Origin of the sequence: Pseudoalteromonas luteoviolacea, from assembly GCF_021654285.1 — a bacterium.
Lineage (GTDB): Bacteria > Pseudomonadota > Gammaproteobacteria > Enterobacterales > Alteromonadaceae > Pseudoalteromonas > Pseudoalteromonas luteoviolacea_J.
In genome coordinates this window covers 38,928-56,084 of the sequence record NZ_JAKFZS010000022.1, presented here as the reverse complement: position 1 = coordinate 56,084, position 17,157 = coordinate 38,928, and the positions used below count along the sequence as shown (strand labels likewise).

At 50.1% G+C, this 17,157-nt stretch carries 2 protein-coding genes; both read left to right on the top strand.

What is annotated here, in order from left to right; all coding sequences use genetic code 11:
• Nucleotides 1–4,368, top strand: coding sequence for a type I polyketide synthase (locus tag L1077_RS19115; protein ID WP_237138524.1), 4,368 nt, complete (start codon nucleotides 1–3; stop codon nucleotides 4,366–4,368).
• 337 nt (nucleotides 4,369–4,705) lie between these two features.
• Nucleotides 4,706–16,870, top strand: coding sequence for an amino acid adenylation domain-containing protein (locus L1077_RS19110; protein ID WP_237138523.1), 12,165 nt, complete (start codon nucleotides 4,706–4,708; stop codon nucleotides 16,868–16,870).
• The last annotated feature ends 287 nt before the right edge of the window (nucleotides 16,871–17,157 follow it).

Here is a 17,157-nt window from a genome sequence, read left to right as displayed (position 1 = left end):
ATGTCAGAGAGTAATTATAGCGAATTAGATATTGCCATCGTCGGTATGGCTGGCCGTTTTCCAGATGCCGATAATGTTGATCAACTTTGGCAAAATGTCAGAGATGGCCACTGCGCCGTCAAAACATTTGATGACAATAGCTTAAAGGCGGCGGGCGTCAGTGATGAAGACCTTGCCCATCCAGATTACATTAAATGCGGTATTCCTTTTGCGGGGATGGCGCAATTTGACGCGGCATTTTTTGGCTATACCCCCAAAGAAGCGGCGCAGCTTGACCCGCAGCAACGGGTGTTTTTGCAAACCTGTTGGCATGCCTTAGAACATGCTGGGATTACCACCGACACCAGTAATTTTACCGGTGTATTTGCCGGTTGCGGTGTGACTGCGTATTTATTGCAAAATCTATTGGGTGATTCACAGCAAGATATCACCAGTTTACTGGCGCTGACCAATGGTAACGATAAAGATTCACTGGCAACGCGCATCAGCTATGAGCTGGATTTAACGGGTCCGGCAGTGACCGTACAGACAGCATGCTCTACGTCTTTGGTGGCGGTGCACATGGCGTGTCGTTCACTGCAAAACTATGAGTGCGATTCGGCCCTTGCTGGTGGCGTGTGGTTAAATTTAAATAACGAGCAAGGTTATCATGCGCCAACTGGCGGCAGTTTATCACCTACTGGCCAACTGAGCGCATTTGGTGAGCAAGCGGATGGCATTTTGATTGGCAGCGGCAGCGCTGCTGTGGTGCTGAAGCGTGTGGAAGATGCCATTGACGCAGGCGACCACATACTGGCTGTGATCAAAGGGTCTGCAATCAACAATGATGGCAAAGAGAAGGTCGGTTACACCGCACCAAGTGTCACAGGACAAGCGAGTGCCATTGAAGCGGCACTGGAATTTGCCGATATCGAGCCAAGCTCAGTGGGTTATATTGAAACCCATGGCACGGGCACAACCTTAGGCGACCCGATTGAAATTGCCGCGCTAAGCCGCGCCTACGGGGAGTGTGATAAGCAGCAAATTGCCATCGGTTCGATTAAAGCCAATATTGGCCATCTTGACTCAGCAGCGGGTGTAACAGGCCTGATTAAGGCGGTGCAAGCACTGCGCCACAAAACGCTACCCCCCAGTTTGCACTGTGAGCCACTAAACAGCAAAATCGATTTTGCGAATAGCCCATTTTATGTCAACACCACATTGACCCCATGGGAAAGTAACTCAGTGCGCCGAGCGGCGGTGAGTTCACTGGGGATGGGTGGCACCAATGCCCATGTGATATTAGAAGAATACACAGCAAATGAGGCGCAGCACAGTCACACAGCGCCTTGGCACATTTTACCTGTGTCTGCGAACTCGCAGTCAGCACTGGAAGCCCAGCGCCAAGCGCTGGCTATCAAATTACAGCAAAATCCGGATAATTTAGCACTTATCGCAGCACAATCGCAGCATAACCGTACCGCTCAGGCTGTGCGTCATGCCCTAGTAGTCGACAGCGCAGAGCAGGCGCAGCAACTGCTAGTCCGTGATGTCGCGGGTGATAAAGCGGGCGCTGCGCAAGTGGCGCTGATGTTTTCAGGACAAGGGTCCCAGTATGTGACCATGGCTAAGCCTCTGCTTGAACATATGCCTGAATTTAAAGCCCAGTTTGATGATGTCATCGCTTTATTTGATAGCACCTTGCAAGATGAATTACGCCGCGTATTTACCCCCAACGATGATGAGCTTTTGGCGGCCAACCAGTTGCTAGGTCAAACGCGTGTGACTCAGCCTGCTTTATTTGTCGTCGCCTATGCCATGGCTAAATGCTATCAAGCCCACGGCATACACATCGAGGCCATGCTTGGTCACAGTATTGGCGAATATGTGGCTGCGTGTCTCAGTGACGTGATGAGCTTAGACACCGCTGTGAAATTGGTGACGGCCCGCGGCGAAGCGCTACAAAAAATGGCACCGGGTGCCATGTTATCTGTGATGAGCGATGCACCAAGTCTGCAGCCGTATTTAAATGCACAACTGGATATCGCAGCCTGTAATAGCCCGACCAATACTGTTGTGGCGGGGTCTAAAGAAGCCATTAAGGCGCTGCAAACTGAGCTCAAAGCCGCCGATATCAGCGTCACGCGCTTGCATGTGTCGCACGCTTTCCACAGCCATTTGACTGAGCCTGTGTTGGGTGAATTTGCTGAAGTATTAAATACTGTGCAATTGAATGCACCGCAAATACCATTTGTGTCCAACGTAACAGGGACTTGGATCACGCCAGAGCAAGCGACTTCAACACAGTATTGGCTAGACCATATTCGCCAAGCCGTGAATTTTGTTGATGGCGTGAAAACACTGGCAGCTAAGTGCAATGTGCTTATTGAGGCAGGCCCTGGCGATACGCTACAAAAGCTGGCCAAGCAATCGATTGAAGGTGACATTACAGTACTCAATTCCATTGCCCATGCGCGCAATTTAAAAGCGCCTATTCCACCTTGTGTGAAAACGCTGGCAAAACTGTGGCAATTGGGTGTGGCGATAGATTGGTCTGTGGTGTCATCGAATCCACATGGGTTAGAGATGGCATTTCCGGCATATCAGTTTGATAGCACCGAATATTGGGTTGATGCGACACACAGCACAACACCAGTGACGACACAAGCTGACAGTACAGGTCCTGAATTATTAGCGCCAGTTTGGCAGCAGCAATTGAATACAACTTCTGTGCTTAGCCAGTTCAACAGCGAAAAGGTACTCGTGATTGCGACAGATGCGCCAATATCGTCGCAGTTGACCACTGAACTCAGTACAAAAGGCGCGGAAGTGGTAGTGGCATGGCAGGGGGATGAATTTGTCTCGCTGGAACAAGGTCAATATCGTCTGGATTGCCAAGATGCCAATCAATTAACAGCACTGTATGAGCAGCACGGCTTTACGCGCATTGTGGATTGTCGTTTGCTTGATGAGTCAGGGTGTGGTTATCAGCAGTTATTACCGCTGGCCAAATGGCTATTGAGTCAAGGCACACTGCAGTGGACTGTGGTGGCCAGTGAATTATTCAGCGTGTTAGGTGATGAGCCAATATCGGCGGACAAAGCCACAGCGCTTGGGATAACGCGGGTGATTGGCATGGAGCAAACCGCCATTGATTGCCAGCTGCGAGAAATCACCACCGCACAGCGCGACAGCGCTCAGTCACACATTGCTGCGCAATTGGTTGCAGATATGGCCAATAAAGCAAAAGAAATTGCTTATCGAGGTCGTCAGCGCTTTGTATTAACAGAACAAGTCTTGCCGCAAATAGAGGTTGCGGCGAATACTGCGTCGTCGCCAGTGACCTTTATCACAGGGGGCCTTGGCGGTGTGGGCTTAGTGTTAGCTAAGTTATTGGCTGCACAAGGCCATGCCTTGATGTTGCAAACTCGTGCAGAATTCCCTGACAGCGAGCAGTGGCCTACGTTGCTCAACGATGAGCACACCGACAGCAAGCTGACTGATCAGATCCACGCATTGCAAGCACTTCAAGCTGCGGGTGCGCGTGTCGCTGTGGTCACCGCAGATGTGCTGGATATTGCGAGTCTGAATGTTGCGATCAGTCATGCGGAGCAATCATTGGGCCGTATTACTCAAGTGATCCACGCTGCGGGCTTACCGGGCGGAGGCATGCTGGCTCAAATGACTGCCGAGCAAGCGTCGCACAGCATGGCAGCGAAAACCCGCGGCACAGATAACCTATTAGCTGCGTTTAAATCACATCAGCTAGAGCGGATGATTTTATGCTCATCTTTGGCATCAGTTTTGGGGGCTTTGGGTCAGAGTGATTACTGTGCTGCCAACAGTTACCTTGATGCCGTCGCGATGCAGCCTCAGCCATTTTTAGTACAATCGGTTAATTGGGATGCATGGGCGAATATCGGCATGGCAGCGGGTCACAGTGTCGGTGAAGACTTTGGTATTGATGAGCTGGCGGCCAAAACCTTATTGGATGGTATTAGCCAATCGCAGGCGCCGCAAATTTATGCTGCAAGCCTGTCTTGGCAGGCTCGTGCAGATAAGGTGGCAGAGCTGACTGAAAAGTTAATGCAGGCAAAGTCTCCTGCGCCAAAAGGGCACAAACGTCCAGATCTTGATACTGAGTTTGAAGCCCCAGAAAGTGAGCTTGAACTGCAATTGGCAGCGATTTGGAGTGAGTTTTTAGGCTTTGACGAAATTGGCATTTTCGATAATTTGTTTGAGCTTGGCGGCGACTCGCTGATAGCCATTCAAATGTTGGCAAAGGTTAAGCAGCAGTTTGCCGTTGAGATAGAGCCAGCTACCTTCTTTGAAGATCCAAACTTAGACAATCTCACTTTCTTAATAGAAGAGCAGTTGCTAAGCGAATAGAGGCTGACTTGAAAGCACTGTGACTATTTTTTGGGAGGCCAAATTGGCCTCCCACTTTATTTTTTTCCTCTCCCAACGTCTAGCTGGCATTAAGGGCAAATTTACCGACACATCCAAGCAAAACGCGATGTAATCACCACAACCCAAACAACCTAATAAAGTAACAGCAATGCAGCAAAGATGCCTTGCTTGAGTTGCTGTGTATGGTGGTGAGTGTCATGTGGTAGCAAGCCAAAACCAATTGCAATGTGGTTGAGTACAGGCAAAGCAATACTTTGTTATTTATCTCGACTGACACACAGCAGTGCATAACAATCGATAGCCAGGTGGGATCAGCATGAGCGAGCAAAAGCGCAGAAGAAGACGCGAGCGCGGTGGCGCATTAACTGAAGAACAGCAATTAAAACTCAAAGCCAAATTGGCCGACAGTCAATCTAGAGCCAAGCAAAATCAGTTAGCGGTGCGCGAAGATAGAAGCGCTAAAGTGCCATTGACACCGGCTCAGCAACGACTTTGGACTGCGTGGCAGTTAGATCCAGCAGACAGTGTCTACAACTTAGCGGGCACCTTGTCTTTTCAAGGGCAGTTAAATAAAGCCTGGGTACAGGCAAGCTTTGCGCACTTAGTGGCAAAACACGGCATTTTAAATAGTCGTTTCAGTGAGGAAGCGGGCACCACGGTTCAGCAGCTGCAAGCAGAAAATGCCTTCACTTTCGTTGATGTGCCCAGCCAAGATGATACTGTGCAGCAGGCATTTGAGATTGCCGACCAGCCTTTTGATTTAACCGCAGAGCCTCTGCTACGTGTGGCACTGCTTGAATCTCAGGGGGAGTGCACTTTGCTGGTTGTGATGCACCACATTGTGACTGATGGCACGTCGATGCAGCAGCTATTTAATGAATTTATTCAAGCGTATGCGCTGTTGCAGAGTCAACAAAGTTTACCTGAACTGACGCCGCAAGCCGACTACTTAGATTATGCTTTATGGCTTGCACAGCAAGATCATACCGCGCTGCTAGACAAGCAATTAACAGACTGGCAAGCGGCGCTTGGCGACGATTTTGAGCCCCTGCGCCTACCTGCAAATAGCTTGGCAAGGCAAGGCGGCAACTACCCCATCACGACCCAATCGATGACGCTGCCCAGCAATTTATGGCAGCAAGTACAGGCACTGACCAAACAGCACCAAGTGACGCCGTATTTGGTACTGCTCAGTGCGTTTCAATATTTATTGCATCGCTATAGCGACCAACATGATGTCAAAGTGGGCGTGCCCATTGCCAACCGCCACCATGCGCAAACGCACGGTTTAATCGGCTTTTTCATTAATACCCAAGTGGTGCGCTTGGAAGTGGCACCACAAGACAGCTTTTCAGCGTTACTGGATAAAGCCAAGTCGTTTTCACAGTTCGCACAGGCCAACCAAGATTTACCTTTTGAGCACCTGCTCGATGCCATTAAACCGCCACGCAGCACCGGCAGTCACCCGCTGTTTCAGGTGATGTTTAATTATCTAAAGCGTGACAAAGGTGCGATGGACTCATTGCAAGGGGTAAGGCTCAAAGATACTCAAGCGCTGCGCTTTTCTATGCCTTTTGATTTGCAATTGGATGTGATTGAAGAAGTCAGCGGTGATACCTTACTGCACCTTTACTATGCCAACACCTTATACAGCGAAGCATTTGCCAAACATTGCTTGGATGAACTGGCTGCGCTGCTCAGTGCGGTCTCTTTGCACCCGGCCTCGCCACTACAATATTTAGATTGGTATCCAGCGCACAGACAGCAGAGCTTGGAGTCGTTTTCAAATGGCGAGTCAGCATTTGAATGGCAAGACTCTATTGCCGACATCATCAGTGCGCAAGCTCAAAAAACACCAGAGCAAAGTGCATTGATCTTTGCTGGTGAGCACATGAGTTATGCACAGTTTGAACTGCGCACCAATCAATTGGCGCACTGGTTGATTGCCCAAGGCATAGGCGCAGAAGATCAAATTGGCGTGTATTTTGACCGCAGTTTCGAAATGGTGATTGCGCTTATCGGGGTGATGAAAAGCGGCGCGGCCTACGTACCATTGGACCCCAACTTACCCGCTGATCGCGTTGAATATATTGCGCAAAATAGCACTTTTAAATTGGTGCTGGGAAATCGCGATAATCAGCAATTTAACGTACCGTATTTTACTTGGTCAGCGCTGGTAGAGCGCTTAGAGACGCACCGTGGTGACTATCCAAACGTCACTATTTTACCGCAGCAAGCGGCTTATGTGATTTATACCTCAGGCTCAACGGGTAAACCAAAAGGCGTGGTGAATCACCACCATGCTTTGTACAACCGGATCAGCTGGCAAGACCAAGCCTATCCAATTGGCAATCAAGATCGCGTGTTACAAAAAACGCCATATGGGTTTGATGTTTCTGTGTGGGAGTTCTTCTGGCCTTTGATGCGCGGCGCAACCTTGGTGGTGGCTGAGCCGGAAATTCACAAAGAGCCCCGTGAGCTTGCTGAGCTTATTCAAGCCCAGCAGGTGACTTTGTTGCACTTTGTGCCTTCGATGTTACAAGCCTTTATCAGTGAGCCACTGGCACAAAAATGTACCAGCATTAAGCATATTATTTGTAGCGGTGAAGCGCTGCCTGCGGCTTTGCAAGCCGATACGCTTAAGCTGTTGCCGCAACTGGAAATCCACAACTTGTATGGTCCTACGGAAGCGGCCATTGATGTCAGCTATTACGAATGTGATGGCCGCGCAGACAAAGCGGTGCCAATCGGTAAACCGATCGCCGGATGTGAGCTGTGGGTGTTGGATCAGCAATTGAACCTCAGTCCAATTGGCGCTGTGGGTGAGCTTTACATTGGTGGTGTTGGTCTTGCACGCGGTTATGCAAATCGTCCTGATCTCAGTGCGGAGCGCTTTGTTGCCAATCCATTTGCCCATGACGGTAGCCGTTTATATCGCAGTGGTGACTTGGTGCGTTGGAGTGAGCTGGGTGAACTTGAATATCTGGGTCGAACCGATCATCAGGTGAAGATCCGTGGTTTGCGTATTGAACTGGGTGAAATAGAGACGCAATTGTTCGCCCAAGATGGCGTAAAAGAAGCTGTTGTGGTGGCTGTCAGTGGCCCCAATGGCGGCGCGAGATTGGCAGCCTATGTCAGTGGGTCGTCTTTGGATGAAAGCTGTTTGCAGCAGGGTTTGAGTGATGCTTTGCCCGATTACATGGTGCCTAGCAGCATCATGGTACTGGATGCATTGCCGCTGAGCAGCAATGGTAAAGTGGACCGCAAAGCATTGCCTGAGCCTAAGTTGCAAACTCAGCGTGCCTATCAAGCACCGCAAGGGGAGCGAGAAACATTACTGTGCCAGACTTGGCAGCAGGTACTAGGGCAAAGTCCAATTGGTCGTGATGACAACTTTTTTGCCTTGGGGGGAGATTCGATCCTGAGCTTGCAAATTGTGTCAGCGATGCGCCAGCATGGTTTTGCACTGAGCGCCAAGCAAGTATTTGAAGCACCGACCATTGCCCAGTTAGCCAAAGCGCTGAGTGAGTTGAGCGACGCAGATAAAATCCCGCAAGTGGTGAGCGGCGATGCGCCATTACTGCCGATTCAGCATACGTTTTTTGCCAGACAGCCCAGCCAGATTGATCATTGGAACCAAGCTATTCGTTTAACGCCACCAGCGCCTATTGGCTTGGCACAGTTGAATGACAGTGTACAAATGCTGATCAAGCATCACGATAGCTTGCGTCTGCAATTTCAACAGCAAGGGTCATGGCAACAAGCGTATCGTGAGTACGATGAAGCGAATTACCGCGAAGTGGTTTGGTATCAGCAAACCACAGACAGCGAATTTGATACGTATTTGCTCAATGCCGCTGAGCAGGCACAAGCCAGTTTAAGCATTCAGCGCGCTGACTCGCTGCGGGTTTTATATGTCCACAGTGAAAGCCGACAAGCCTTGATCTTAATTGCCCATCACTTGGTGATTGATGGTGTCTCTTGGCGCATTTTAGTGGATGACTTATTGCAAGGCATTGAACTGGCTACCGCGGGCAAGGCAGCTGCACTTCCACCAAAAAGCCACAGCTATCAATATTGGGCGCAGCAGTTGCAAGCCTACCCAAGTGCTCACGCCAATGAGTTTGCCCTGTGGCAAAACCAGCAGTGTGATGCCCTTGAATTACCTAACTATGTGGCAGAGGGCGATGCGACCATCGCAAGCGCACAAACTTTGCAAATTAAGTTGAGCGAGTCGCATACTCAGGCCTTGTTATCACAGGCATCACGCCCATATCGTACACATATTGATGAACTGCTGTTGGCTGCTTTGAGTGTGGCATTGAAGCAGTGGACAGGCAGCAAAGACGCACAGGTATTCTTAGAAGGGCATGGCCGTGAACCGTGGCAGTCACAATTGGATTTAAGCCGCACAGTGGGTTGGTTCACGTCACTGTATCCGGTGAAGTTAAGTGATGGTGACGATTTGGCACAGACCATTATCAGCACCAAGGAGCGCTTGCGTGCGCTCCCTAATAAAGGTATCGGGTATGGCGCATTTAAATATTATGGCAGCGAAGCACAGCAGCAGGCGCTGCGCACAGAGCGTAAGCCGCAAATTGAATTTAATTATCTAGGTCAGCTAGATGCCAACAGCAATGCGCAGTTAGCCGATTGGCAGATGAATACAGACGGCGTCGGCAGCAGCATTGCTGCACAAAACCCGCTCAGCGCCGACATTGCAATTAATGGCGCTATCCAAAACAGCCAGTTACAGTTGGCCATCAGCTACAGTGGTGCACGGTTATTATCATCGGACATGGCTGAATTTGCGCAGTACTTTGAGCAGGCACTCAGTGAAGTCATTGACCATTGCCTTGAGGCTGAAGTGAGATTGACACCTGCGGATGTGCCATTGCTGAGCCTATCTCAAGATGAGCTAGATGCACTGCCGATTGCCCCGTCGTCGGTGTCGAGCATTTATCCGTTGTCTGCGATGCAGCAAGGCATGATGTTCCACTCCATGATTGAGCAAAGTGCTGCGTATCTGAATCAATTAAGGCTGGACATCAGCGGCTTGGATGTCACGCGTTTTAAGGCAGCATGGCAGCAAGTGGTGGCGCGACATGATGCCTTGCGCACAGGCTTTATCTCTGGGACTCAACAGCCTTTACAGTATGTCATCCACGACCATCAAATCGTATTTGATGAATTGGATTGGCAAGCTGAGCCTGAAAAATCAACCGATAAACTGGCCCGAACAATTTTAGATACAGGTTTTGCGGTGACCGAAGAGGTGGGCTTAATGTCGTTCACCTTGGTACAGCAATCGGCGCAACAGCATCACTTCATTTGGACTTACCATCACATGTTATTGGATGGCTGGAGCAGCACCGCGGTGCTGGCTGAAGTCATGATGGCGTATCAAGGGCAAGCATTGCCGCAGCCCGGTGGTCAGTATCAAGATTATTTGGCATATCTTGCCAAACAAGATGAAGCGGCGGGCGATGCGTATTGGCAAAGCCGACTTGCACAGTTAAACGACGCCTCTTATCTGACTGAACTGCAAAACCGCGATGCCTTGGACAGCCAGTTAGGGTATGCGCAGCACACATTGCAGCTTGATGAACCACAAGCGGCGCAGTTACAAGCCTTTGCACAGCAGCAAGAGATCACGGTTAATACCGTGCTGCAAGGTGCGTGGTCATTGCTACTGAGCCGCATGTTAAATAAATCGGCGGTGTGCTTTGGTGCAACAACCTCAGGTCGACCTGCTGATTTAGTCGGTAGTGACAGCACGGTCGGCTTGTTTATCAATACATTGCCGGTGATAAGTACCCTCGACAATGAGCAGATTGTGGGACAGTGGCTCAAAGCCTGCCAGCAAGGCAGTATGCAAAGCCGTGAATTTGAGCACACGCCTTTGTATCAAATTCAAAAATTGGCGGACGGACAGGTTAGCTTTGCTCAGCAAGGTCTGTTTGACAGCTTACTCATTTTTGAAAACTACCCAATTTCAGAGACATTAGGTGCCAATGAGTTGGACGGAGCAAAGTTCTCTTTGGTTGAGAATCGTGAAGAAACCAACTATCCACTGACGGTATTTGTCGAAACGGCGCAGGGGCTGACCATTAACTTTGCATACCAAGGTTGGCGTTTGAGCACTGAATTTGTGGCGCATCTCGCAAATAACTTGGCGCGTCTACTTGAGGCGCTGCAAACACAAGTTGAACAGCCTCTTGGGCACATTCAGTTGCTCGACGACGCTACGCAAGCACAAGTGAAGCAGCTCGGCATTGGTAAATCACAAACCCTGCCGAGCAGCGATGCATTGGCAATGTTTGAAGCACAGGCAAAGCAAACGCCTCAAGCTATTGCGGTGCAAAATGAGCAAGGTGAGCAGCTCAGCTATGACGCACTGAGTGGTCGCGCAAATCAATTGGCGCAGGCGCTGCTTGCAGCAGGACTGAGCACAGAAATGCCAGTGGCTGTCAGCATGACCCGCGGTATTGAAATGATTGTCGCAATACTGGCGGTGAGTAAAGCGGGTGGCGTGTATGTGCCGATCGCGGTAGAGCTACCTAAAGAGCGCCGCGATTATATTTGTCAGCACAGTGGTGCAAAGTTTGCACTTACCAACTCTAAAGTGTCCTTTACTGAAGATGTGACCTGTTTAAATGTCACAGATCTGCCATTGACATCATATGACGAGGGCAACCTTAATGTGCAGCGCCATCACCATCAATTGGTGTACACCCTTTATACTTCAGGCTCCACAGGTTTGCCAAAAGGCGTGGCGATCAGTCACGGCAACCTAGTTAACTTCTTACTAGGTATGCAGCAGCAATTGGGCTTGGAGAGTGCGCTTAATGCATTGGCATTAACCTCGTTGTCATTCGATATCTCTGGGCTAGAAATTTATCTACCGCTGATAAGTGGTGGTACGGTCACAGTGGCACAAAATGCCTCGACGCTGAGCGCTGCGTTACTGGCCGAGCAAGACTTAATACAAGCTACCCCAGCAGGTTGGCGCAGCTTGCTAGAGCTTGATTTATTAACGCAAGTGCAGGGCAAGCGGGCCCTGTGTGGCGGTGAAGCCCTGCCTGCGGAGTTGGTGGCGGATCTGGCACAAAGTGGCGTTCAACTTTGGAACATGTATGGCCCAACCGAAACCACCATTTGGTCAAGTTGCTACCAAGTGACACAGGCGCCAGTACATTTAGGCGATGCCACCTTAAATACTCAACTGTACGTGTTAGACAACCAATTAAACCTGTGTCCACAGCTGGTGGCTGGTGAGCTTTATATTGCTGGCCTTGGCCTTGCCCGTGGTTATTTATCTCGTCCTGACCTCAGCGCTGAGCGCTTTGTGGCAAACCCGTTTGCGGATGATGGTAGCCGTTTATATCGCACTGGCGATCTGGTGCGCTGGAACCAAGCTGGTCAGCTTGAATATTTAGGCCGTACGGATCATCAGGTGAAGATCCGTGGTTACCGTATTGAATTGGGTGACATTGAGGCGCAGCTGTATCGCTGTGGCGGAGTCAGTGAAGCGGTGGTCGTTGACGACAACAGCACGGGCACAACACAGCTGGTGGGCTATGTGTCTGGTAAAGCACTCGATAGCGAAATGATTAAAACCACCATCGCCCAGTGGCTACCTGATTATATGGTGCCTGCATTGGTGATGACGTTGGATGAAATGCCGCATAACAGCAATGGCAAAATCGATAGAAAAGCATTGCCAGCACCACAGTGGCAAGAAACACAGGCGTACGTTGCCCCGCAGACAGAGACTGAGTCACGCTTAGCCACTATTTGGCAATCAGTATTAGGCGCAGAGCAAGTGGGCCGAGAGGATAACTTCTTTGCCCTAGGTGGAGATTCTATTAAGGCACTGAGTGTGGCGAGCCAAGGTAAGCAATCAGGGCTTCATTTTGAACTCCCTCAGCTACTGAGTACGGGCAATCTTGGCCAATTAGCGGCGCTGATTGATGGCAATGAAGCCAGTGCCAAGCCGGTGCTACAGCGTCAGGCACAGAGGTACGCTGGACTGTCGTTTGCCGAGCTGCGCCAGTGGTTCTTGTGGAAGCTATCACCACAGAGCAGTGCGTATCACATTAAAGGCGGCTTGATGCTGCAAGGGACGCTCAATACAGAGGTACTGCAAAGTGCGTTGGACTTTGTCAGCAATCGACATGATGCACTGCGTACCGTGTATGTCGAAGATAAAGACGCGCAGGTATCGCAATATATCGCACCGATTGGCCAATGTGCCTATCACGAGTTTGATGCCTCCAATGGCGCGGACAGTACTGCATGGCGTGCCGACTTTGTGGCACAGCCATTTGTATTGACCCAAGGCAACCTGTTCAGAGTTGGTCTGATAAAACACAGTGATACTCAGCACGAACTGGTGGTTGTGATGCACCACATTATCTCCGACGCGTGGTCATTACAGATCATTATTGACGATTTTGCTAAGGCATATCGCGATGCGCTCTCGGATAAGGTGCTACCTATCGACACCGCAAGCGTGCGCTATAGTGATTATGCACAGTGGCAGCGGGCTTGGTTAAACGACGAGGTGAAAGCTGAGCAGCTCAGTTATTGGCATAGTGCCATTGGTGATGATTTATCTGCGCTGCGTCTGCCAAGCGATATAGCGACGCAGCAAAGTAGCTATCAAGCGATTACAGAGCAAATTCAGCTCGGTGATGCACTAAAAACAGCCTTGGCTGACTATGCTAGAGCCAACAACACCAGCTTGTTTAATGTCTTGATGACAGCACTGAAGGTGTTGCTCCATCGCTACAGCGGGCAATCAACTATTCGTGTGGGTATGCCGATTGCCAACCGTCATAACGCGGGCACTGAATCTCTGGTTGGCTTCTTTGTGAATACCCAAGTGATCACCACGCATCTTTCAGGGGAGGTGTTATTGAGTGATGCGCTTGAGCAGGTGAAAACACACTTATTGGGCGCACAAGCGCATCAAGATCTCCCATTTGAGCAACTATTAGATAGCCTTGATTTAGACCGTGACCTTGAACAGCCGTTGTTCCAAGTGATGATCAACCATCAACGCGTTGATGGGGAAGCGCTGCTTGCTCTGCCCCAATTAGATGTGAGCCCCGTATCTATTGCTGCCAGCGAAGCCCAGTTTGAATTGGTGCTGAACTGCTATGAAAACAGCGAAGGGCTCACCAATATTGAGTTTGAATTTGCCAAAGAGCGCTTCAGTCCAGCGCGCCGAGCTGAGCTTGCCCAAGCACTGAATGCGGTATTGACTGCGTTAGTTGATACGCAATCACAGTGCATTGCCGATCTTGTGCTGCTCCCAGAAGAACAGCAAGCGCAGTTGCATGCCTTGAGTCAGGGACAAACACATATTGCGGCGAATTTGGTGACGTCGCAATTAAGCGCGATGGCAAAACAATACCCGCACAATACTGCACTGAAATTTGCCGACACGGCATTGAGCTATCAGCAGATCGCAGCGCAAAGTGATCGTTTGGCACATTACCTGTGTGCACAATCTCACCCGGTGGTGGCAGTGCGTTTTGCTCGTGGCATTGACATGGTGGTTGCAGCCTTAGCTGTGTTGAAGTCCGGTGCGACATACGTGCCGATTGACCCAAGTTTGCCTCTTGAACGTCAGCAATACATTGCACAGCAAAGTGGTGCCGATTTATTGTTGAGTGATGATATAGCTAGTGAATTGAAGGGGGTGCCTATCCATACACTGGATGAGTCTAAGCTCAGTGTGTATCCGACAACGGCACTCAGCAACACTATTTTACCCCAGCAAATGGCTTATATGATTTTCACATCGGGCTCGACCGGGTTACCAAAAGGCGTGGCTGTTTCTCATCAGGCGCTGGCAGATCATTGCTATGCCATGCAGCAGTATTATCACTATCAAGAAGGCGATCACGCTTTGCTCTTTGCCTCAATGGGCTTTGATGCGGCGCTGGAACAGCTGTTAATGCCACTGCTAAGTGGCGCGCAATTGAGTGTGGTTGACCCGAAATCTATGGGCCCAGATACACTTGTTGAGTACGTGGAGGCTGAGCAAGTCACCGTGGTGGACTTACCGCCTGCGTATTTGCGTCATGTGCCAAAACTGGACTCAGTGCGCCTTTGTATTGTCGGCGGTGAAGGCTGGCACCAAGGTGACTTTAATTTAGCTCAGCAAAGCTTGCCACAAGCACAGTTTGTTAATGCCTATGGTCCAACCGAAGCCGTGGTCACACCCACGCTGTGGCTGGGTGATGCCAAGTCTTCTGTTGATGGTCGTTACGTCCCCATCGGTAAGCCGGTCGGCAATCGCAACGTCTATGTGTTAGATAGCGACTTGAACTTGTTGCCACAGGGTGCTGTGGGTGAGCTGTATATCGGCGGCAGCTGTTTAGCGGAAGGTTATGTGCAGCAAGCGGATTTAACCGCCGAGCGCTTTGTGGCGAACCCGTTTAGCGACAATGGCACGCGACTTTATCGCACCGGTGATTTAGTGCGCTGGAATGCGCAGGCACAGCTGGAATACTTAGGCCGTGTTGACGATCAGATTAAAATTCGTGGTCATCGTATTGAGCTGGGTGAAATTGAAGCGCAGCTCAGCGCGCTCGATGGCGTGGCACAGGCGGTTGTTTTGGTGCAAAGCCAGCAGGAGCAACCTGTGTTAGTGGCATTTGCAGTCAGTGACAAGCTGACTGGCAGTGCGCTGCAAGTTGCGCTGCGTGAGCACCTACCTGAGTACATGATCCCACAAGCCATTGAGATTGTGACGCAGTTACCGCTCAATCAAAATGGCAAGGTGGATCGTAAACGCTTACCGGTACTCACATTGGTATCAGAACAAGGTGCATGTGTGCCGCCACAAGCGGGCCTTGAGCAGCAGATAGCACAGATTTGGCAATCACTGTTACATGCCCCGCAAGTGAGTCGACACGATAACTTCTTCGCATTGGGCGGGGACTCTATCAGTGCTCTGCGTTTGGTGCCTAGAATTAACCAATTAGGTGATTACGGTATTGAAGTAAAAGACATTTTCAATGCGCCAGATTTGGCGGCTTTAGCCCAGCTGACTGCACAGTCGGAGCAGGGACCAGCGCGCTTAGCACTTGTACTTGTTGAGCGCACAGAGCTAATGCCAGTGTCTGCGGCGCAGCAAAGCTTGTGGCTGACGGACAAAATGAGTGATGCAGCGGATAAAGCTGCGTATAACATCGCTGGGGGCGTATCTCTCAGTGGTGAACTAGACATTCAGGCTCTTGAGCTGGCATTTAACCAGTTACTTGCTCGGCATGAGGTGCTGCGTACTCGCTTTGTGAATGTTGAGGGCGAGCCGCGCAGTGAAGTGCTTGAAAATGTGAACTTTACCATTGCTGTTGAGCAGGTTGAATGTGCGCAAACGGCGATGCAAATGCGCCGTGACTTTGAGCAGCAAGGTTTTGATTTAAGTACCGCACCATTGATGCGCGCCAAAGTGCTGCAACTGGGTGCAGATAGCTATCAATTATTGGTCAGTATGCATCACATCGTCAGTGATGGGTGGTCAATTGCCAACTTGGTGCAAGAGCTTGGCGTGTTTTATGCTGAGCAGCTTGGCGACGGTAGTCTAGTCGAAGCGATGGCGCCGCTAGAGGTGCAATATGCAGATTATGCGCACTGGCAAAATGCCCGTTTAGCCTCCGAAGAGGGGGCTCAAAACCATACATTCTGGCAGCAGCAGCTTGAGGCGGCGCCTCAGATCACCACGTTACCGCTGCATTTCCCGCGTCCTGACAAACCGAGCAGCCAAGGCGAGCAGGTAAGGTTTGATATTCAAGCTGATACAGCGGCGCAATTGCAAGCATTGAGCGAGGCGCATCAGGTTTCCTTATTTGCCTTGTTAAAAGCCAGTTATATGGCATTTTTGAGCCAGCAAACGGGGCAGCAAGACTTAGTAGTAGGCACACCTATGGCAGGTCGAGAAACGCTTTCGCTGGAGCCATTAATTGGCTATTTCATTAAGGTGATGCCACTGCGCGTAAAAGTCAGCGCAGATGAGAGTCTTATCAGTTTGGCAAAGCAGGTTCAGCAGCAATTTTTAGCGGTGCAAGATCACCAGCTGCTGACGCTTGAGCGGATCATGCAATTGGTGGATACACCGCGTCAAGCGGGCACCTCGCCAATCTTCCAGCAGTTGTTTGTGATGCAAAATACACCACAGCCACGCTGGCCGGTTGACGGCATGGAGATCACCGAGCTGCCAAGTGGTGAAGTGAGCAGTAAGTTTGACTCAGGCATCTTCATTGAGCCGAGTGAAACTGGGTTCAGTGGTAATTTGGTATTTAAAACAGATCTCTACCTGAAAGATAAAATGGCGACCTTGGTCACTCAGTGGTTGAGTCTGTTGGATACTTTGGCTGTCCATCCTGAACAAGCTTTACCTAAGCCTAAACGCAGTAGTGGCGCTAAAAAACGCAAGTCTGCCAAGTTTGGTAAATTGAAAAAGTAAGCTGATTTTTTAACGTCACCCTAAAGCCAAGGTCGCCATGTGATCTTGGCTTTTTCATTTTCTGGCCAGCGCTTTGGCGGGTAAAGCCAGATTCTTGCGTGTTTTCCTTAAAAAAAATCCGACCTTGCTCGTCATTAAAAGACATCCCTAGCGTGTGGGTAAACAATGCCCAATGCAAGGTGCTGTGAAACGCACTGTTTATGCCAACGTGAATGGCTGAAAACACCTAGGGTAAGCACATTATTGGTTAATTCATAATGGGCTGTTTGGATGCAACCCTGTGTGCC